Origin of the sequence: Streptomyces sp. NBC_00525 (genome assembly GCF_036346595.1) — a bacterium.
In the GTDB taxonomy this organism is placed as follows: domain Bacteria; phylum Actinomycetota; class Actinomycetes; order Streptomycetales; family Streptomycetaceae; genus Streptomyces.
In genome coordinates this window covers 5,847,605-5,869,142 of sequence record NZ_CP107834.1, presented here as the reverse complement: position 1 = coordinate 5,869,142, position 21,538 = coordinate 5,847,605, and the positions used below count along the sequence as shown (strand labels likewise).

General features: G+C 72.1%; 9 protein-coding genes. 7 read left to right on the top strand and 2 right to left on the bottom strand.

The window, feature by feature from the left end:
- Positions 1–112: 112 nt before the first annotated feature.
- From OG710_RS25725 to OG710_RS25715, 3 genes are all read left to right on the top strand, one after another.
- Positions 113–325, top strand: coding sequence for a hypothetical protein (locus OG710_RS25725; RefSeq protein ID WP_330241439.1), 213 nt, complete (start codon positions 113–115; stop codon positions 323–325).
- 18 nt (positions 326–343) lie between these two features.
- The gene (locus tag OG710_RS25720; RefSeq protein ID WP_330241438.1) at positions 344–808 is read left to right on the top strand and encodes a hypothetical protein; all 465 of its coding nucleotides are present in this window, start codon (positions 344–346) and stop codon (positions 806–808) included.
- A gap of 136 nt (positions 809–944) precedes the next feature.
- Positions 945–2,156 carry a metallophosphoesterase gene (locus OG710_RS25715; protein WP_330241437.1) on the top strand — a complete coding sequence of 404 codons (1,212 nt, stop codon included), beginning with the start codon at positions 945–947 and terminating at the stop codon, positions 2,154–2,156.
- Positions 2,157–2,181: 25 nt separating this feature from the next.
- Here the strand turns inward: OG710_RS25715 and OG710_RS25710 are convergent, their stop codons facing one another.
- The gene (locus OG710_RS25710) at positions 2,182–2,586 is read right to left on the bottom strand and encodes a nuclear transport factor 2 family protein (protein ID WP_330241436.1); all 405 of its coding nucleotides are present in this window, start codon (positions 2,584–2,586) and stop codon (positions 2,182–2,184) included.
- Between the two features lie 242 nt (positions 2,587–2,828).
- Between OG710_RS25710 and OG710_RS25705 the strand changes: the two genes are divergently transcribed.
- Positions 2,829–5,891: an AfsR/SARP family transcriptional regulator gene (locus OG710_RS25705; protein WP_330242343.1), complete on the top strand. Its 3,063-nt coding sequence runs from the start codon at positions 2,829–2,831 to the stop codon at positions 5,889–5,891.
- Between the two features lie 36 nt (positions 5,892–5,927).
- Here the strand turns inward: OG710_RS25705 and OG710_RS25700 are convergent, their stop codons facing one another.
- Complete coding sequence (locus tag OG710_RS25700; protein ID WP_111339054.1) at positions 5,928–6,128, bottom strand: hypothetical protein; 201 nt, start codon at positions 6,126–6,128, stop codon at positions 5,928–5,930.
- 347 nt (positions 6,129–6,475) lie between these two features.
- Between OG710_RS25700 and OG710_RS25695 the strand changes: the two genes are divergently transcribed.
- The 3 genes from OG710_RS25695 to OG710_RS25685 all read left to right on the top strand — a co-directional run bounded on the left by OG710_RS25695 (position 6,476) and on the right by OG710_RS25685 (position 21,517).
- On the top strand, positions 6,476–7,834 hold the full coding sequence (locus OG710_RS25695; protein ID WP_330241435.1) for a helix-turn-helix domain-containing protein: 1,359 nt from the start codon (positions 6,476–6,478) through the stop codon (positions 7,832–7,834).
- 244 nt (positions 7,835–8,078) lie between these two features.
- On the top strand, positions 8,079–20,738 hold the full coding sequence (locus OG710_RS25690) for a non-ribosomal peptide synthetase (RefSeq protein WP_330241434.1): 12,660 nt from the start codon (positions 8,079–8,081) through the stop codon (positions 20,736–20,738).
- Entirely contained in the window at positions 20,735–21,517 is a 783-nt protein-coding gene (locus OG710_RS25685) for a thioesterase II family protein (RefSeq protein WP_330241433.1), read from the top strand. Before OG710_RS25690 ends, OG710_RS25685 begins: the two co-directional genes overlap by 4 nt.
- The last annotated feature ends 21 nt before the right edge of the window (positions 21,518–21,538 follow it).

Genomic DNA, 21,538 nt, shown 5'->3' with positions numbered 1-21,538 from the left:
GGACTCCCGGATGCCGCGAACTGCCGGTCAACCGCCGCCGCGACTGCCGTCCGGGCCGTGGACCGGCGCATAGCGTGCAGCCAACCACGTCCCCAGCATCAGGGAGTCGACCATGAAGAACTCGTCCCGCACGGCGGCGGCCACCGGCGCCGCCGCCCTCCTCGCCGCCGGCCTCCTCGTGGCGGGCGCGACCACGGCATCGGCCGCGCCCGCCAACGGCGAGCGCATCACGTCGCTGGAGCAGCTGAAGGCGCACATCGAGCAGGCCACCCACCTGGACGCCGGCGGGCCCCTGGGCACCGACCCGGTCGGCCAGATCGTCTGACAACGGGGGGCGAGGACCGTGGACGAGAAGGAGACCCCGACGAGCTGGTGTCCGAGCGGTGACGCCCACGCGCCCGAGTCGGTCGTGCTGGGTGTGCGCTCCGGGCAGGACGGCCGGGTGGTGTACCTGGCCGATCCGGTACCGGCGTCGCAGGTGCTGGGCGATGTGCCCGAGGGAGTCGAACCGCGGCGCGTCCTGCGGTTCGCCTCGCACTGTGTCTCGGGCTGCGCCAACCGCCGGGGCAACGACTGCACCCTCATCGAACGGGTGCTGGCCGCACCTCCGGCCGCCGAGTCGAACGTTCCGCGCTGCCATCTGCGGGCGCGGTGTCAGTGGTGGGCCCAGAGCGGTGTCGAGGGGTGCCGGCGCTGTCCGGCGGTCTCGACCCGGCATCTCGCCGACGACGAACTGTCCGGACTGATCGCGGACCCCAGCACCACCCGCGAACAGCTGGACGCGTGGATCGCCGCCGAGGCCGGCTGATCGTCCCGTTCCTCGCCCCGCCGGACCCGTCCGGCGGGGCTTCGCCATGCGGCCGGTGGTACCCGCCGGAGGCGTGGGGTCCGGGGCGAGCGGGTACAGTGCGCCGCGGCATTCCGGCCGGCCGAGGAGGACAACCGTGACCGACACCGACGAGGCCCGGCCCGCGGCCGCGGACGGCGCGGCACGGCCGGGCGCGCTGCGCCGCGTGATGCGTTACGTCCCCCTGATCGCGCCGGTGCTGCTGTGGGCCGTGCCGTGCTGGGTGCTGCTGTACACCGGTCAGGACTGGCCGCTGCCCGTGACGGCGGGCGGCACCTGTCTGTTCGTCCTCGGCCTCGTCACGATGCCGCTCGCGATGGTGCGCGGGCACGGCAGACGGCAGCGGGACCGGGCGGCGATCCTCGGGGACACCCTCCTGGGGGCGGTCTGGGTGGTGTTCACCTGGTCCGTGCTCCTCGGCGCGCTGTTGCGGCCCGCCCTGGCGCTGACCGGCGCGGGCGGCGACGGGCAGACGCGGGCCAGGATCGTCACCTGGGCGGTCCTCGGCGTCGCCGCCGCGCTGCTGGCCTGGGGGTACGCGGAAGCGCGCCGCGTACCGCGCGTACGGTCACTCGATGTGGAGCTGCCCCGGCTCGGCGCCGGGCTGGACGGCACCCGCGTCGTCCTCGTCACCGACACCCACTACGGGCCGCTCGACCGGGTCCGCTGGTCGGAGCGGGTGTGCGCGAAGGTCAACGCGCTGGACGCGGACCTGGTCTGCCACACCGGTGACATCGCGGACGGCACCGCCGACCGCCGCCGCGCCCAGGCCGCCCCGCTCGGCACCGTGCGCGCCGCCCACGCCCGCGTCTACGTCACCGGGAACCACGAGTACTACAGCGAGGCCCAGGGCTGGGTGGACCTGATGGATGAGCTGGGCTGGCAGCCGCTGCGCAACCGCCATGTGCTGCTGGAACGCGGCGGGGACACCCTCGTCGTCGCCGGGGTGGACGACGTGACCGCCGAGTCCTCCGGGCTGGCCGGCCACCGCGCCCATCTCGCCGGGGCGCTGGCGGGCGCCGACCCCGGACTGCCGGTGCTGCTCCTGGCCCATCAGCCCAAGTTCGTGGACCGGGCCGCCGAGGGCGGGGTCGACCTCCAGCTCTCCGGCCACACCCACGGCGGCCAGATCTGGCCCTTCCACCATCTGGTCCGGCTCGACCAGCCCGCCGTCGCCGGGCTCAGCCGCCACGGTGGGCGCACCCTGCTCTACACCAGCCGGGGCACCGGGTTCTGGGGGCCGCCGTTCCGCGTCTTCGCGCCCAGCGAGATCACCCTGCTCGTGCTGCGCTCCCCGGTGACTCCCTGACACGACCACCGGATGCGCGGCCCGGTCAGGGTTCCGCGTGGTAGTAGCGCGTACAGGACTCCACCATGCCGTCCCCCGCGATGCGGAAGAAGTCGACGAAGCGCGCCGGGGTGTCGTCGGTGCCGGTGCCAGTGCCGACGCGTCGGCCGGTGACCACCACGCTGCGGTCGCGAGCGACGACGCGGTCGATCTCGTGGCGGGCGGGCGCCCCGAGGTGGTCGCGGTGGGCGCGCAGGAAGGCGGTGCGGCCGTGGGCCGACGGGGCGCCGGGCAGGTCGAGTTGGACGTGTTCGTGCAGCAGCGAGGCGCACGCGTCGAGGTCTCCGGCGTCGAGGTAGTCGTAGACGAGGCGGACGTGGTCGGTGCCCGCGGCGGTGACCAGGTCGTCCGCCGGGTGCGGGGCTGTGGTCGTCCAGGCGTCGGTGTGCATGGACGCCTCCTTTCTCTTTCACCCGGCACTCTTCCGGCCCCCGCCAACCCCCGCCTATCGCGCCGCTATTGGCGGGACGGTCACGCTCGGCAGGCAGGATGGACAGATGCGTGAGGGTTGTGAAAACTTTGGGGTCGTTGATCCCGGAGTATCAACGCGCTTACGAGCTGGGGGTCTCGGTGGCCGAGGGTACGACGCACACGGTCCAGGATGCCCCCGGCGCGTCGAGACCGCCCTTTCAATTGCTGGGTCCGCTCCAGGTACGGGGCAAGGACGGCCCGCTGCGGGTGCCGCCCGGTCGGCAGGAGGTCATCCTCGCCGCCCTTCTGCTCGAGGCAAACCGGGTGGTCGGCACGAACTATCTGGTGGACCTCATCTGGGAGGACAACCCGCCGGAGACCGCCCGTACACAGGTGCAGATCTGTGTGTCGCGGCTGCGCAAGCTGCTGGTCGGCGCGGACAGCACGGTCTCGATATCGACCCGGCCGCCGGGTTACGTCCTGCACGTCGACACCGGAGACGTGGACTCGCTGCTGTTCACCGGTCTGGTCGCGATGGCCAGGCGGCAGCGCGACGAGGGCGAGACGGAGAAGGCGGTGGCGCTGCTGAAGTCGGCGGTGGCGCTGTGGCAGGGCGATTCGCTGAGCGGCCTGGAGAGCGGCCCGCTCGCCAACAAGGCGCGGCAGCTGGACGAGGAGCGGCTGAGCGCGATCGAGCTGCGAACGCAGTTGGAACTGGAGCTGGGTCGGTACGACCGGCTCGTCGGGGAGCTGCAACTGCTCACCCACGAGAACCCGTTGCGGGAACGGCTGCGCGGTCAGCTGATGTGCGCCCTGTACTGGTCGGGCCGGCAGGCGGAGGCGCTGGAGGCGTTCCGGGACGGGCGCCGGATTCTGGACCAGGAGCTGGGTCTGGAGCCGGGCCGGGAGCTGAGGCGTCTGGAGTCGGCGATCCTGGCCGGTGAGCTGCCGGCGCCGGCGCGTGTCCAGCCGCCCCGGCCGCGTGACGGCGGGGCCGGGGCCGGGGCCGCCGAATCCGCAGAATCCGCCGAATCCACCGGGTCCGTCGAATCCGCCGCCCCGCCCGTCCGGCAGCAGGCACACCGTGCGCAGGGCGCGGACCCCGTACCGCCGCACGGCGCCGCCGCCCGGTCCGGGGACGGCGACGCGCAGCCGCACGACGCGCGCCCGCAGCAACTGCCCGCCGCCACCTCCGACTTCGTGGCGGACGACGCACAGCTCGCCGCGCTGGAGAAGGCGCTCACCGGGGGCCGGGAGCGCAAGGCGGTCGGTCTGGCGGTGATCACCGGGAAGCCGGGCACCGGCAAGTCGACGCTGGCCGTGAACCTGGGGCACCGGCTCGCCGAGACGGGGTTCCCGGACGGTCAGCTGTACTGCGATCTGCGCGGCACCGGCACCCCGGCGACGACCCTGGAGGTGCTGGGCCGTTTTCTGAGGGCCCTGGGCATACCCGGCCAGCTCATCCCGGACTCGCTGGACGAGCGGGCGGAGATGTACCGCACCCGGCTCGCCTCCCGGCGGGTGCTGGTCGTCCTGGACGACGCGGCGACGGAGAGCCAGGTGCAGCCGCTGCTGCCGGGAAGCCGTGACTGCGCGGTGCTGGTGACCAGCCGGGCCAGGCTGACCGCGCTGCCGGGCGCGTACCGCGTGGAGCTGGACGTCCTCGACGAGGAGCGGGCGCTGCGGCTGCTGTCGCGGATCATCGGGGAGGAGCGCGTCGAGGGCGAGGCCGCGTCGGCGGAGGCGCTGGTGCGTACGGTGGGGCGGCTGCCGCTGGCGTTGCGGATCGTGGCCGCCCGGCTCGCGGCCCGGCCGCACTGGACGCTGGCGTCGATGGTGCACCGGCTCGCCAACGAACGGCACCGGCTGGACGAGCTGGCGCACGGCGAGATGACGATGCGGGCCAGTCTCTCCCTCACGTACAACGGGCTGGCGCCCGAGGACCGGGGGCTGCTGCGACTGCTGAGCATGTCGCGGACGCCGTCGCTGCCGGGCTGGCTGGCGGGCGCGCTCCTGGACGACGACCGGCCGGTTCCGTCCGATCTGCTGGAGCCGCTGGTCGACATGCAGATGCTGGACGTCGTCGGCGTGGAGCGGACCGGCGGCTACCGCTACCAGTTCCACGAGATCATCCGCGTCTACGCGCGCGAGCAACTGGCCGCGCACGACGGCCCGGAGGTGCGCCGGGACGCGCTCGCGCGGATGGCGGGCGGCTGGATGTATCTGGCGCAGGAGGCCCATCGCAAGGTGTACGGCGGCGACTTCACCGTGCTGCACGGTGACGCGCCGCGCTGGGCGCCGCCCCCGTCGTGCACGGGTGATCTGCTCGCCGATCCGCTGGCCTGGTTCGACGCGGAGCAGGGCGCGCTGTGCGGCATGGTGGAGCACGCCGCCGACGAGGGTCTGCACGATGTGAGCTGGAACCTGGCGACGACCCTGGTCACCCTGTTCGAGGTGCGGGGCCACTACGACCTGTGGGAGCAGACCCACGTACGGGCGCTGGCCGCCGTGCGCAAGGCCGGAAATCTGCGCGGCACCGCCGCCGTTCGGGCTTCGCTCGGTTCGCTGTACATGTGCCGCAACGAGTTCGACATGGCCCGCCAGGCGCTCAGTTCGGCGCTGGACGTGTTCCAGGCGCTGGACGAGCCGCAGGGCGAGGCGCTGTGCCGCCGCGACATGGCGCTGATCGCCCGGACGAACGGCGAGGACGACATCGCGCTGGAGCTGTACGAGCGGTCGCTGGCCGACTTCGACCGGGCCGGTGACGTGGTGGGGCGGGCGATCGTGCTGACGCAGAGCGCCCACATCCGGATGCGGCGCGGCGAGACGGACGCGGCGCAGGCGCAGTTGGACGAGGCGCTGGAGATCTACGACGGGGTGGGCTATCTCGGCGGCCGGGCGCGGACGCTGCGCCGGGTGGGCCAGCTCCTGCTGGAGCGGGGCGAGCTGGATCTCGCGGTGCTGACGTTCACGGAGGTCCTGGAGCTGTGCCGGGATTCCGGTGATGTGATCGGCGAGGGGCATCTGCTGCGGGACCTGGGTCAGGCCTTCGTGCTGATGGGCCGGCCGGACCGGGCCACGTACTTCTTCGACCGGGCGGTCGCGGCCCGGGAGCAGATCATGGACTTCGGTGGTGGTGCGCTGGCCCGCCTGGATCTGGCGCGGCTGCTGGCGGACGAGCCGGGGCGTTCCCGTGAGCTGCTGGCCCCCGCGCTGGAGGTCTTCACGAGCCGGGGTATGAAGCGGGAACTGGCGGAGACCCGGCGGCTGCTCGGCGCGGGCTAGAGTCCCTGCGCCAACTCCGGGGCGATTCGGGGGAGGTCAGTCCCAGGGGTTGTTGTCGGTGGAGCCGGTGGTGGTCGGGGCGGGCGTCGCGGTGCTGCTGGTGCCGGTCGGCTGGGTGCCGGTGCCGGAGGCGTCGTCGGCCCAGCCGGCCTGGACGCCGATGCCGGTGACGATCACGACGGCGACGGTGGCGAAGGCGGCGCGGAGGGCGTTGCGGGTGGTGGTGTTCTTCGTCATCGGACTGTCCCTTCGTCGGTGTTCCGTTTCCTTCTGGACACCAAGCTAGGAACAGCCGGATTCACGGCACCGCCCCCGCCCCTATCGCCCCGCTATCACGGCGCTGGAGCCGGCTTCCGCTGGTCGCGCTCCCACGATCGCGGGCCGCTGACCTGCCCTTCCCCCGTACGGGCCCGCTATCACGGCGCCGGTGGGGCGGGCCGTACCGGCGTTGGCGGCGCGATGCCTTCCGGATAGGCGGTGCGCGGAGCATGGCGGCAGCAGCAAGGCACGACAGCCGTCCTCCACGGCACCCCGGCCCGCAGCCGCTTCCGGGGTGCTCCTCCCCGACGAGCAGGAGTCGTTTCATGACGCTCAGCCACCCCCCGCAGGACATCCCGGCCGCCTCCGCATCGCTCGGCTCCCTGATACGCGGCCACCGGCTCCGCATCGGCCTCACCCAACGGGAACTTGCCGACCTGTCCACCATCAGCGTGCGGGCCATCCGGGACCTGGAGAAGGGGAAGGCCCAGCGGCCCAGGACGGACACGGTGCGGCTCATCGCCGACGCGCTGAGACTCGGCCCGAGAGCCCGCACGGCGCTGGAGGCGGCGGCCCGCAGCGGCCCGCGCGCGGGCGGTGAGGTGCGCCGGCTGTCCATGGAGCGGGCCGCACCGCCCGTGCCGCTGTATCCGCTGGTCGGCCGGGAGGCGGAGACCGGGATCGTGGTGGAGGAGCTGCGTTCGGGTGCGGAGCGGCTGGTCACGGTCGTCGGGCTGAGCGGCGTCGGCAAGACCCGGCTGGCGCTGGAGGCGGCCGCCCGCCTGTACGACGCCGGGCTGCCGGTGCTGTGGCACAGCGGGGACGGCGCCACCGCCGACTGCCTCCGCGCCGACGACGACCCGCTGCCCCGGCTCGCCGACTCCTGCGCCCGGTTCCTGCGGGGCGGCGGGCAGCCCGGGGAGCTCGGGGAGCCGCTGCCCGGTCTTGCGGACGCGCTGGTTGCCCTCCAGGACGGCGGTGCGCCGGTACGCGGTGCCGTGCTCGTCCTGGACGGGGTGGACACCACCGCCCTCGACTTCGGCCGGCTGAGCCGGCTGCTGCGCGCCTTCCCGGACCTGCGTCTGCTGGTCACCGGGGAGCGGCCGTGGAACGTGCCGGGTGAACGCCTGTTCCTGCTTTCGCCGTTGGAGGCGCCCGCGCCGTCGGCCGGGCACACCGACGCACCTGCCGTACGGTTCTTCCTCAGCCAACTGCGCCGGGTGCGGCCCGACATCGTGCCGGACGCGCGGGCGCTGGCCGATGTGACCTGGATCTGCCATCGCCTGGACGGCCATCCGGCGGCGCTCGGTGCCGCCGCGTCCTGGCTCACCGTCTGCGACCTGTCGACGCTGCGCGACATCGTGGACTCGGACCCGGCCCCGCTGCTCGACCATTTGGCCGGCGGTCCGGAGGGCTCCCGCCTCCAGGTGCGGGTGAGCCGCACACTCGCCGCGCTGCCGGCCGCGCAGCGGACGCTCATCGGCGAGCTGTGCCGGCTGGACGACGGGGAGTTCCTGTTCCAGGACGTCGTACGGCTCACCGGCCGCTCGCTGCCGGAGTGCGGCCGGCTGATGCGGGAGTTGCTGGTCGGCGGGGTGATCCGGGCCAGTACGGACGGCGGCCGCTCGGCGTTCCGGGTGCTGTGCGTGGTCCGCGCGGCGGCGGGCGCGACCGCCTCGGTGTGAGCCGCCGCCACAGGGCGGGGTGCGTATCGGCGCGGTGATCGGGCCGGGCGGTCGGGGCGGGGGCGCATATCGCCGTGCGGCCGGGACGGGGTCGGTTTCGGGGCTGCCGTCCGACTGCCGCAGTGCCGTCGAACTGCTGGCCTCCCGCCGGAACAACTGCCGCTCCACGCTCGACCCCGGCGGTTGTATGGCACTGCCCGCTCCTCAGCCGCCCCGTTCCGCCGCGAGACACACAGGAGACCCCATGCCGTCCGACGCGACCGTCGCACCCGCTCCGGCCACCCTCCGGTTGCCGCTCTCGGTGGCCCAGCGCGACATCTGGACGGCCCATTCCCTGGACCCCACCGGCCTCAAGTACAACGTCGCCGAGTGCCGGGACATCCGCGGCCCGATCGACCCGGAGCTGATGGGCGCCGCCTGGCGCCGCCTCACCGACGAGGCGGACGTCCTGCGCATCCGCCGCTTCGAGGACGACGGCGAGGACGTGTGGCAGCTCATCGACACCGACCGGGGCGACCGCACCCTCCCGTACATCGATGTGAGCGGCGAGGCCGATCCTGAGCGGGCGGCCTGGGACGTGCTGGACGCGATGATCGGGGCGCCCTTCGACCTGACCGGCGAGCCCCCGGTCCGCTGTGCGCTGATCAGGCTGGCCGCGGACCGCTCCTTCTACTTCTGCGGCTTCCACCACCTGGTCACCGACGGTGCGGGGCTGGGGATGCTGCTCCAGCGGTTGATCGAGCTGTACGAGCAGGCGGTCGCCGGTGAGCCGTGGGGCGCGTCCCCGTTCGGCCGGCTGGCCGATGTGTACGCCGAGGACGCCGCCTACCGGTGCTCGGACGAGGCCGCCGCCGACCGGGCCTGGTGGCGGGAGCACCTGAGCGGTGCGCCGGAGCGCTTCCCGAGCCTGATCCGGGGCTCCGGCCGGGCCGCCCCCGCCCGGGGAACGCTGCCGTTCTCACGCCGTACGGTCCTGATCCCGGCGCACGAGGCGGACCGGCTGCGTGCCGTGGCGCGGGCCGAGCGGGTCTCCTGGCCGGTGCTGGTGGTCGCCCTGTTCACGGTGTATCTGCACCGGGTCACGGCGCAGGACGAGTTGACGGTCGCGCTGCCGGTGCCGGGACGGACCACGAAGACCGCCCGCAGTACGCCTTCGATGGCGTCCAACATCGTGCCGCTGCGGCTGCGCGTGGGCGCCGGCGAGACGCTGCGCGACCTGGTGCGCGCGGTGTCCGCCGAGGTGAAGAACGGGCTGCGCCATCAGTTGACCCGGTTCGAGGATCTGCGCCGGGACGCGGGCACGCTCACCGGGGGCCGCAGGATGACGGGCCCGGTGCTCAACATCATGGCGTTCAACGCCGACCTGACCGTGTGTGGCCACACCACGGTCAACCACAACGTGACCAGCGGCCCGGTCGAGGACCTCAACGTCACGGTGTACGACCTGGGCGCCTCGGACGGCTTCCGCATCGACTTCGACACGCCCGTGGACGGGGTCGACACCGAGGCCATCGCCGCCCATCTGGACCGGTTGGCCGCCTTCCTGGTCGCGGCCGTGGACGCGGCGGAGCCGGGTGACCGGCGGATCGCCGAGCTGGAGGTGCTGTCGGAGGGTGAGCGGGAGCTGCTGCTCGGGCCGTGGGCCGGGGCGGTGGCCGACCGGGACGACGTGTCGCTGGTGGCCCGCTTCGAGGAGCAGGCGGCACGGTTCCCGGACGCGGTCGCGCTGATCGACGGCGAGCAGAGCATCACGTACGCGGAGTTGAACGCGACCGCCAATCAGTGGGCCCGGCACCTGCGTTCACGCGGGCTGGGGCGGGGCGACCTGGCCGGCATCCTGCTGGAGCGGGGCGCCACCTTCGCCGCCGCGCTCATCGCCGTACTCAAGACCGGCGCCGGACACGTGCTGCTGGACCCCGATTTCCCCGACGAGCGGTTGCGCTCGGCGGCCGGTGAGGCGGAGATCAGCCACCTGGTGACCCGTACGGGGCTCGCGGGGCGGCTGGAGGGCCGGTGGGTGACGTGCGCCGAAGGCCCGGAGGACGTGGCGGGCGAGGACCCCGGCAACCTCGATGTGCCGATCTGCGGTGACGATCTGGCCTGCGTGATGTTCACCTCCGGGTCCACCGGACGGCCCAAGGGCATCGTCTCCTCGCACCGCAACCTGGTCTCCACGCTGGTGGGGCAGACCTACCTCCCGACCGGCCCGGAGGAGGTGTACCTCCAGTCCTCGCCGGTTTCCTGGGACGCCTTCAGCCTGGAGTTCTGGGGGCCGCTGCTGCACGGGGCACGGGTCGTTCTCCAGCCGGGGCAGAAGCCCGAGCCGGCGCTGATCGCGGAGCTGGCCCCCAAGCACCGGGTCACCACCCTGCTGCTGTCGGCCAGCCTCTTCAACTACCTCACCGACGAACACCCCGAAACCTTCGAGTCGGTCACGACCGCGTACACCGTGGGCGAGGCCGCCTCCCCGGCCCATGTGCACAAGCTGCTCTCGGCACGGCCTGGGATCAGGGTGCTCAACGGCTACGGCCCGGCGGAGGCGATGATCTACGCCACCACCCACACCATCGAACCCTCCGACGAGCCCCACGCCGTCATCCCCATCGGCACACCGCTCGTCAACAAGCCCCTCTACGTCCTCGACACGGCACTGCGCCTGTGCCCGCCGGGTGCTACCGGTGAGCTGTACGTGTCCGGCGACGGCCTCGCGCACGGCTACCTCAACCGCGCCGACCTCACCGCCACGCACTTCGTCCCACACCCCTATGGACCGGCCGGCTCCCGCCTCTACCGCACCGGCGACCTCGCCCACTTCGACACCGCCGGACGCCTCCACTACGAAGGCCGCGCCGACCACCAGATCAAAATCCGCGGCTTCCGCATCGAACCCGCCGAAGTCGAAACCGCGCTGTTGACCCACCCCCAGATCACCCAGGCCGTCGTCACCAAGCACCACGACCAACTCTCCGCGTACGTCGTCGCCACCGATGTGTCCGTGGAGGAGGTGCGGCGGCACATTGTCGAGCGTCTCCCGGAACACCTCGTCCCCGCCTACCTCACTCCTCTCGACCGATTCCCGCTCATGCCCAACGGCAAGATCGACAAGCGGGCGCTCCCCGAGCCGGTGGCGGTGGCGTCGGGTGGCCGGGCCCCGCGCACGCTGCTGGAGGAGACCCTGACAGGCCTCTTCACCAGCACGCTCGACGCGCCCGGTGAGCTGACGATCGACGACGACTTCTTCCACCACGGCGGGCACTCCATCCGCGCCGCCCGTCTCACCAACCGGATCGCCCAGGTGCTCGGGGTCCGGCTGACGATCCGCGATGTGTTCGAGAACCCGACCGTGGCACGGCTGGCGGAGAAGGTCGGCACGGAGAAGGGTCTCCCCGCGCTGCCGCCGCTGTCCGCCGGGGAGGCACCGGACCGGGATGCGGCCCCGATGTCGTTCGCTCAGCGGCGGTTGTGGCTGCTCGCGGACCTGGAGGGCAGCAGCACCGCGTACAACGTGCCGATGGCCGTACGGCTGGCGGGTGTTCTGGACACCGATGCCCTTGAGGCCGCGTTCAACGACGTCCTCGCACGTCACGCGCCCCTGCGCACCGTGTACGAGACCGCCGAGGGCGAGCCGCGGCAGCGCGTCCTTCCGGCCGGCGAGGCACGCGTGGTCGTGGAGCGTCGCGAGGTGACGGCCGACGAGCTGGACGCCGCGATGGCCGACGCCGGGCGCCGCTCCTTCGACCTGCGCGGCGAACTCCCCCTCGCCGTCACGCTGTTCCGGCTGGACGAGGCCCTGCACCACCTGGTCGTCGTGATGCACCACATCGCCACGGACGGCCAGTCGAGCGACGTGTTCGTCACCGACCTGGCCCGCGCGTACGAGGCCCGGGTCGCCGGTGCGGACACGAGCGCCCTGGAATCGCTGCCTGTGCGGTACGCGGACTACGCGGTGTGGCAGCAGCGGGTGCTGGGCTCGCCCGACGACGCGGACAGCGTGCTGACACGGGAGTTGGACTTCTGGCGCGGCGCCCTGGCGGGGCTGCCCGAGGAGCACTCCCTTAACCTGGACCGCCCGCGCCCGGTCCGTGCCTCGCACCGCGGCGGCCAGGTAGAGGTGTCGCTCGGGGACGACCTGTTCGTGCGCGTCGGCGAGCTGGCCCGTGCGGAGGGCTGCACCCCGTTCATGGTCGTCCACGCGGCCCTGGCTGCGGCACTCACCCGGCTCGGCGCCGGAACGGACCTCGCCATCGGCTCCCCCGTCGCCGGCCGCACCGACGAAGCACTCCGCGACCTCGTCGGCTTCTTCGTCAACACGCTGGTCCTGCGCACCGACACCGGCGGCAACCCGACGTTCCGGCAGCTCCTGGAGCGCGTCCGCACCACCGACCTCGACGCCTTCGCCCACCAGGACGCACCCTTCGACCTCGTCCTCGACGCGGTGAATCCCGCCCGTTCCCTCTCCCGCCACCCGCTCTTCCAGGTGTGTCTCACCCTGGAGACCGGCACGCCCGTGCTCGCGCTCGACGGTGTGCGGCCCGCCGCCCTGCGGACGTTCGCCAATGGATCGGCCAAGTTCGACCTGGAGTTCCTGCTCCGCACGGACGACGGTCAGGGCCTGAGCGGGATGGTCGTCTTCGCCGAGGATGTGTTCGACCAGTCCACCGTCCAGCGCATGGTGACCGTGCTCGGCAAGGTCCTGCGCCAGGCCCTGGCCGACCCGGAGACGCGCCTCGGTGAGATCGAGGTGCTGTCGGGAAGTGAGCGGGAGCTGCTGCTCGGGCCGTGGGCCGGGGCGGTGGCCGACCGGGACGACGTGTCGCTGGTGGCCCGCTTCGAGGAGCAGGCCGCCCGCACCCCGCAGGCCATCGCGCTCATCGACGGGGACACGCACATCACGTACGCCGAACTCAACGCCACGGCCAACCAGTGGGCCCGGCACCTGCGTTCACGCGGGCTGGGACGCGGTGACCTGGCCGGCATCCTGCTGGAGCGGGGCGCCACCTTCGCCGCCGCGCTCATCGCCGTACTCAAGACCGGCGCCGGACACGTCCTGCTCGACCCGGACTTCCCGGACGAGCGGCTGCGGTCCGCCGCCGAGGAAGCCGCCATCAGCCACCTCGTCACCCGTGCCGGGCTCGCCGACCGCCTCTCCGGGGTGTGGACGACCTGCACCGAGGGGCCGGAGGACGTAACCCACCAGGACACCGGCAACCTCGATGTGCCGATCTGCGGTGACGACCTGGCGTGCGTGATGTTCACCTCCGGGTCCACCGGACGGCCCAAGGGCATCGTCTCCACGCACCGCAACCTCGTCTCCACCCTCGTCGGCCAGGACTACCTGCCCACCAGTCCGGAGGAGGTGTACCTCCAGTCCTCGCCCATCTCCTGGGACGCCTTCAGCCTGGAGTTCTGGGGGCCGCTGCTCCATGGCGCACGCGTGGTGCTCCAGCCGGGGCAGAAGCCCGAACCGGCGCTGATCGCGGACCTGGCGCCGAAGCACCGGGTCACCACCCTGCTGCTGTCGGCCAGCCTCTTCAACTACCTCACCGACGAACACCCGGAGACCTTCGACTCCGTCACCACGGCCTACACCGTCGGAGAGGCCGCCTCGCCCGTCCACGTGCACAAACTCCTGACCGCCCGGCCGGGGATCAGGGTGCTCAACGGGTACGGCCCGGCGGAGGCGATGATCTACGCCACCACCCACACCATCGAACCCTCCGAGAAGCCCCACACCGTCATCCCCATCGGCACACCGCTGGTCAACAAGCCCCTCTACGTCCTGGACAGCTCGCTCCGGCTCTGCGCGCCGGGTGCGACAGGCGAGTTGTACGTCTCCGGCGACGGCCTCGCCCACGGCTACCTCAACCGCGCCGACCTCACCGCCACCCACTTCGTCCCGCACCCCTACGGCCCCGCCGGCTCCCGCCTGTACCGCACGGGCGACCTCGCCCACTTCGACACCGCCGGACGCCTCCACTACGAAGGCCGCGCCGACCACCAGATCAAAATCCGCGGCTTCCGCATCGAACCCGCCGAAGTCGAAACCGCACTCCTCACCCACCCCCAAGTCACCCAGGCCGTCGTCACCAAGCACCACGACCAACTCTCCGCCTACGTCGTCGCCACCGATGTGTCCATGGACGACGTCCGCCGGCACATCACCGACCGTCTCCCGGAACACCTCGTCCCCGCCTACCTCACTCCCCTCGACCGATTCCCGCTCATGCCCAACGGCAAGATCGACAAGCGGGCGCTCCCCGAGCCAGTGGCGGCGGTGAGCAGCGAGCGTGCGCCGCAGAGCCAGCTCGAAGAGATCGCGGTGGCCCTGTTCAGCCAAGTGCTGGGTACCGAGGGCCCGGTGGGTGTCGAGGACAGCTTCTTCGCCCATGGCGGGCACTCGCTGCTGGCGGCCCGGCTCACCAACCACCTGGCCGACGCCCTGGGCGTCCGGCTGACCATCCGGGACGTGTTCCAGCACCCCACGCCCGCCCGCCTCGCGCAGTACATCGCCTCGTTGAAGGGGCGGCCCGCGCTGCCGGCCCTGGTCGCCGGGGAAGCGGGTGACGGCTCCGACAGCCCGCTCTCGTTCGCCCAGCGCCGGCTGTGGTTGCTGGCCGAGCTGGACGGCGCGAGCACCGCGTACAACGTGCCGATGGCTGTACGGCTGACCGGTACGCCGGACGTGGACGCGCTGGCGGCCGCACTCAACGACGTGGCCGCGCGCCATGCTCCGCTGCGGACTGTGTTCACGACGGTCGCCGGTGAGCCGCGGCAGCGCGTACAGGCGGCCGATCGGGCCGGAATCGTCATCGAGCGCCGGTCGTCCACTCCGGAGCGGCTGGACGACGATCTGGACGCGGCAACACGGCAGCGTTTCGACCTCACGACGGAGAGCCCGCTCCGGGCCACCCTCTTCGACCTGGGTGACGGGCACCCCGTCCTGTTCCTGCTCTTCCACCACATCGCGACGGACGGCCGCTCGGCCGGTGTGTTCTTCGACGACCTCACGCGGGCCTACGCGGCGCGGGTCTCGGGTGCCGAGACGAGTGTTTTGGAGCCGCTGTCCGTGCAGTACGCGGACTACGCGGTGTGGCAGCAGAAGGCGCTGGGTTCGGCCGACGACGCGGACAGCGTGCTCGCCCGGGAACTCGCCTTCTGGCAGGACACCTTGGCGGACCTGCCGGAGGAGCACGGCCTGACCCTCGCCCGCCCGCGCCCGGCAGCCGCATCGCACCGGGGCGGCCAGGTGGAGGTGTCACTCGGTGACGACCTGTTCGTACGCGTCGGTGAGCTGGCCCGCACCGAGGGCTGCACCCCCTTCATGGTGCTGCACGCGGCCCTGGCGGCGGCACTCACCCGGCTCGGCGCCGGAACGGACCTCGCCATCGGGTCTCCCGTCGCCGGCCGCACCGACGAAGCACTCCGCGACCTCGTCGGCTTCTTCGTCAACACGCTGGTCCTGCGCACCGACACCGGCGGCAACCCGACGTTCCGGCAGCTCCTGGAGCGCGTCCGCACCACCGACCTCGACGCCTTCGCCCACCAGGACGCACCCTTCGACCTCGTCCTCGACGCCCTCAACCCCACCCGCACCCTCTCCCGCCACCCTCTCTTCCAAATCTGCCTCGCCCTGGAGGCCGGAGAGGCGCCGACGCTGGACCTGGGCCATGGGGGCACGGCGGAGGTGCGGGGGCTGACCAACGGTTCGGCCAAGTTCGACCTGGAGTTCCTGCTCCGCTCCGACGACAACAAGCGCCTGCACGGTGTGGTGGTCTTCGCGGAGGACCTGTTCGACCGGGAGACCGTGCAGCGCATGGTCACCGTGCTCGGCGGGGTACTGCGCCAGGTCCTGGCCGACCCGGAGACGCGCCTCGGTGAGATCGAGGTGCTGTCGGACACGGAGCGGGAGCTGCTGCTCGGGCCGTGGGCAGGGACCACCGCGACCATCGAGGACACGTCGCTGGTCGCCCGCTTCGAGGACCAGGCCGCGCGCACCCCGCAGGCCGTCGCCCTCATCGACGGCAACACGCACATCACGTACGCGGAGCTGAACGCCACCGCCAACCGCTGGGCCCACGCGATGCGGGCCCGTGGTCTGGGACGCGGTGAGGTGGCCGGCGTCCTGCTGGAGCGCGGCGCGGTCTTCGCCGCCGCCGTGATCGCCGTGACCAAGGCCGGGGCCGGCTACACCCTGCTGGACCCGGACTTTCCGGACGAGCGGCTGCGGTCCGCCGCGCACGACGCGGGCATCACCCTGCTGGTGACCGACGACGTCCTCGGGCAGCGAGTGGCAGGCAGCGGCCCCTGGACCGTGGTCTCCGTCTCCGGTGGGGCGCCGGCCGACGCGTCGGACAGTAACCCCGGTGTGCCGGTCCGGGGTGACGACGTGGCATGCGTGATGTTCACGTCGGGGTCGACCGGGCGGCCGAAGGGCATCCTCTCCTCGCACCGCAACCTGGTCTCCACCGTCACCGCCCAGACCTACGGCACCTTCGGGCCCGGCGAAGTCTTCCTGCAGTGCTCACCCGTCTCCTGGGACGCCTTCAGCCTCGAATTCTGGGGCGCACTCCTCCACGGCGCCACCACCGTCCTCCAACCCGGACAGAAACCCGAACCCGCCCTCATCGCCGAACTCTCCCAGCGCCACGGCGTCACCATGCTCCAGCTCTCCGCCAGCCTCTTCAACTACCTCACCGACGAACACCCCGAAGCATTCACCACCGTCACCACCGCCTACACCGGAGGCGAAGCCGCCTCCCCCACCCACATCCACCAACTCCAACAACTCTCCCCCCACACCACCATCGCCAACGGCTACGGCCCCGCCGAATCCATGGGCTTCACCACCACCCACACCATCGAACCCAGCGCAGAACCCCACCCCACCATCCCCATCGGCACCCCACTCACCAACAAAGCCGCCTACATCCTCGACACCACCCTCCAACCCGTACCCCCCGGCGTCACCGGCCACCTCTACCTCACCGGCCACGGCCTCGCCCACGGCTACCTCAACCGCCCCGACCTCACCGCCACCACCTTCATCCCCAACCCCCACGGCACCCCCGGCACCCGCCTCTACCGCACCGGCGACCTCGCCCACTACGACACCCACGGCCACCTCCACTACAACGGCCGCGCCGACCACCAACTCAAAATCCGCGGCTTCCGCATCGAACCCGCCGAAATCGAAACCGCGCTCCTCACCCACCCGAACATCACCCAAGCCACCCTCACGGTCCACCACGACCAGCTGTCGGCCTACGTCGTCACCGACTCGGACACGGTCACGGCGGAGGACGCGCGGAGGCACCTGGCCGACCGGCTGCCGGAGCACATGGTTCCCGCCTACGTCACCGTGCTCGACCGTCTCCCCCTGACGCCCAACGGCAAGATCGACAAGCGGGCGCTTCCCACGCCGGCCGTGACCGTGAGCAGCGCGCGGGCGCCGCAGACCCCGCTCGAAGAGGTGACGGTCGCCCTGTTCAGCCAGGTGCTGAACACCGAGGGCCCGGTGGGGGTGGACGACAGCTTCTTCGCGCACGGCGGCCACTCGCTGCTGGCGGCCCGGCTCACCAACCACCTGGCCGACGCCCTGGGCGTCCGGCTGACCATCCGGGACGTGTTCCAGCACCCCACACCCGCCCGCCTCGCCCAGCACATCGGCACCCTCAGCGGCCGGCCCGCTCTGCCCCCGCTCACGGCGGGCACCTGGGACGGCGACGGCGACGCGCCCGCGTCCTTCGCTCAGCGCCGGCTCTGGCTGCTGGCCGAACTGGACGGCGGCAGCGCCGCGTACAACGTGCCGATCGCCGTAAGGCTGACGGGTGACGTGGACGCCGAGCTGCTCACCGCGGCCCTGCATGACGTGGTCGCACGCCACACTCCGCTGCGGACCGTGTTCTCGACGGTGGACGGCGAACCGCGCCAGCACGTGGTGCCGGCCGCACGCGCCCAGGTGCCCGTCGAGCACCGCGCGGTGGCCTCGGACGAGCTGGACCGGGCGATGGCCGACGCGGCACGCCACGTCTTCGATCTCCGCGACGAACTCCCGGTCCGGGCGCACCTGTTCGCGGTGGATGACGGCTCATCGGTGTTCCTCCTCCTGCTCCACCACATCGCGACGGACGGCCGGTCCACCGCTGTGCTCTTCGACGACCTCTCGCGGGCCTACGAGGCTCGGGGTGCCGGTGCCGACGTCAGCGTGCTGGAGCCGCTGCCGGTGCGGTACGCGGACTACGCGGTGTGGCAGCAGCGGGTGCTTGGCTCGCCCGACGACGCGGACAGCGTGCTCGCCCAGGAACTCGCCTTCTGGCACAAGACGTTGGAGGGTTTGCCGGAGGAGCACGCGCTGAATCCGGACCGCCCGCGCCCGGCCCGCGCCTCGCATCGCGGCGGCCAGGTGGAGGTGTCGCTCGGGGACGACCTGTTCGTGCGCGTCGGTGAGCTGGCCCGTGCGGAGGGCTGCACCCCGTTCATGGTCGTCCACGCGGCCCTGGCGGCGGCACTCACCCGGCTCGGCGCCGGAACGGACCTCGCCATCGGCTCCCCCGTCGCCGGCCGCACCGACGAAGCACTCCGCGACCTCGTCGGCTTCTTCGTCAACACCCTCGTCCTGCGCACCCACACCGACGGCAACCCCACCTTCCGCGAACTGCTCAACCGTGTCCGCACCACCGACCTCGACGCCTTCGCCCACCAGGACGCACCCTTCGACCTCGTCCTCGAAGCCCTCAACCCCACCCGCATCCTCTCCCGTCACCCTCTCTTCCAGATCTGCCTCACGCTGGAATCCGGTGGAACGCCGGAACTGCGGCTCGGGGAGGCCCGCGTCAGCGCGGTTCCGGCGGTGACGAGTGGGGCGGCCAAGTTCGACCTGGAGTTCCTGCTCCGCACCGAGGACGGCCAGGGTTTGCGCGGCACGGTTCTCTTCGCGGAGGACCTGTTCGACCGGGAGACCGTGCAGCGCATGGTCACCGTGCTCCGCGAGGTGCTGTGCCAGGCCCTGGCCGACCCGGACGTGCGGTTGGACCACTTGAACGTGGTGTCGGACACGGAGCGGGAGCTGCTGCTCGGACCGTGGGCAGGGACCACCGCGACCATCGAGGACACGTCGCTGGTCGCCCGCTTCGAGGACCAGGCCGCCCGCACCCCGCAGGCCATCGCCCTCATCGACGGCGACACGCACATCACGTACGCGGAGCTGAACGCCACCGCCAACCAGTGGGCCCGCCACCTCCGTGCACATGGCCTCGGCCGGGGCGACCTGGCCGGCATCCTCCTGGAGAGGGGCGCCACCTTCGCCGCCGCGCTCATCGCCGTACTCAAGACCGGCGCCGGACACGTGCTGCTCGACCCGGACTTCCCGGACGAGCGGCTGCGGTCCGCCGCCGAGGAAGCCGCCATCAGCCACCTCGTCACCCACGCCGGACTCGCCAACCGCATCAACGGGGCCTGGACCACCTGCACCGAGGGGCCGGACGACCTCGCCGCCCACACCACGGACAATCTCGGGCTACCGATCCGGAGTCAGGATGTCGCGTGCGTGATGTTCACGTCGGGGTCGACCGGCCGGCCGAAGGGCATCCTCTCCTCGCACCGCAACCTGGTCTCCACCATCAGCGCCCAGACCTACGGCACCTTCGGGCCGGACGAGGTCTTCCTGCAGTGCTCACCGGTCTCCTGGGACGCCTTCAGCCTCGAATTCTGGGGCGCACTCCTCCACGGCGGCACCACCGTCCTCCAGCCCGGACAGAAACCCGAACCCGCCCTCATCGCGGAACTCTCCCAGCGCCACGGCGTCACCATGCTCCAGCTCTCCGCCAGCCTCTTCAACTACCTCACCGACGAACACCCCGAAGCATTCACCACCGTCACCACCGCCTACACCGGAGGCGAAGCCGCCTCCCCCACCCACATCCACCAACTCCAGCAACTCTCCCCCCACACCACCATCGCCAACGGCTACGGCCCCGCCGAATCCATGGGCTTCACCACCACCCACACCATCGAACCCAGCGCAGAACCCCACCCCACCATCCCCATCGGCACCCCACTCACCAACAAAGCCGCCTACATCCTCGACACCACCCTCCAACCCGTACCCCCCGGCGTCACCGGCCACCTCTACCTCACCGGCCACGGCCTCGCCCACGGCTACCTCAACCGCCCCGACCTCACCGCCACCACCTTCATCCCCAACCCCCACGGCCCGGCCGGCACCCGCCTCTACCGCACCGGCGACCTCGCCCACTACGACACCCACGGCCACCTCCACTACAACGGCCGCGCCGACCACCAACTCAAAATCCGCGGCTTCCGCATCGAACCCGCCGAAATCGAGGCCGCGCTCCTCACCCACCCGAACATCACCCAAGCCACCCTCACCACACACCGCCGCCAGCTCTCCGCGTACGTGGTGACCGGTGCGGACTCGGCGACGACCGAGGAGATCCGCCGGCACCTCGTCGAGCGGCTGCCCGAGCACATGGTGCCCACCTATCTCACCGTCCTCGACCGGCTCCCGCTCACGCCCAACGGGAAGATCGACCGGCGCGCCCTGCCCGAACCGGCGGCCGTCGTCTCCCAGGGGCGCGCGCCCCGTAATCCGCTGGAAGAGACCCTGGTCGGTCTCTTCGCCCGGACGCTGGGGGCCGAGACCGCGCTGAGCATCGACGACGACTTCTTCCACCACGGCGGCCACTCGCTCCTGGGCGCCCGCCTCACCAACCACATCGCCGTCTCGCTCGACGTCCGGCTCACGGTCCGCGACGTCTTCGAGCACCCGACACCGGCCCGGCTCGCCGCGCACATCACCGCGTTGAAGTCCGCCCCGGCCGCCGGGGCCAAGAAGGCCCGGCCCGCACTCCGCCGCCGTACCGAGACAGAACGGATCAGCTCATGACCTCCGCATCCCCCGCACCCGAAGACGTCGTCTGGGACCTTCCCGGTGACGGCCCGCACCGGCTGTCGCTGCTGGTGCTGCCCCACGCCGGGGGCAACGCCCACGCGTACGGCGGCTGGCGCGAGCACCTGCCGGCCGATGTGCGGCTGCTGATCGGCCAGTATCCGGGCCGTGGCGCCCGCTACTGCGAGGAGCTGCCCCTGTCGGTGGACGACCTGGCGCAGCCCGTGGTGGACTCGCTGCCCGCCGACACCGGTGAGCTGGTGGTGCTGGGGCACAGCATGGGGTCGCTGGTCGCGTTCGAGGTGGTACGCGCCCTGCGGGCCGCCGGCCGGACCCCTCGGCTGCTGGTCGCCTCCGCGTGCCGGGCCCCGGTGCTGCCGAACCAGTGCCCCGTGCACCCGGAGTTGCTGGACGACGACCAGTTGGTCGCCGCCATCAAGGAGCGCGGCGGCACCGACGACGGCATCCTGGACGATCCGGAGCTGCGGGAGATCGTCCTGCCGTCGATCCGCGCGGACTTCGCGATCGACGACGCCTACCGGTGCACCGCCCCGGACGCCCGGCTGGACTGCCCGGTCGCCGTGTTCGGCGGGGACGCCGACCCGATCGTCCCGGCCGAGATGCTCGCCGGCTGGTCGCTGGTGACGGGCCACGAGGTCGTGCCGCAGGTGCTGCCCGGCGACCACTTCTACTTCCAGCAGGACCTGGCCGGCTTCTTCGCCCGGCTGAATCCGGTCCTGGACGCCCTGTGCGACTCCGCCGCCGCGTCCGCGTAACCCCTCCTCCTCCCCCCTTCC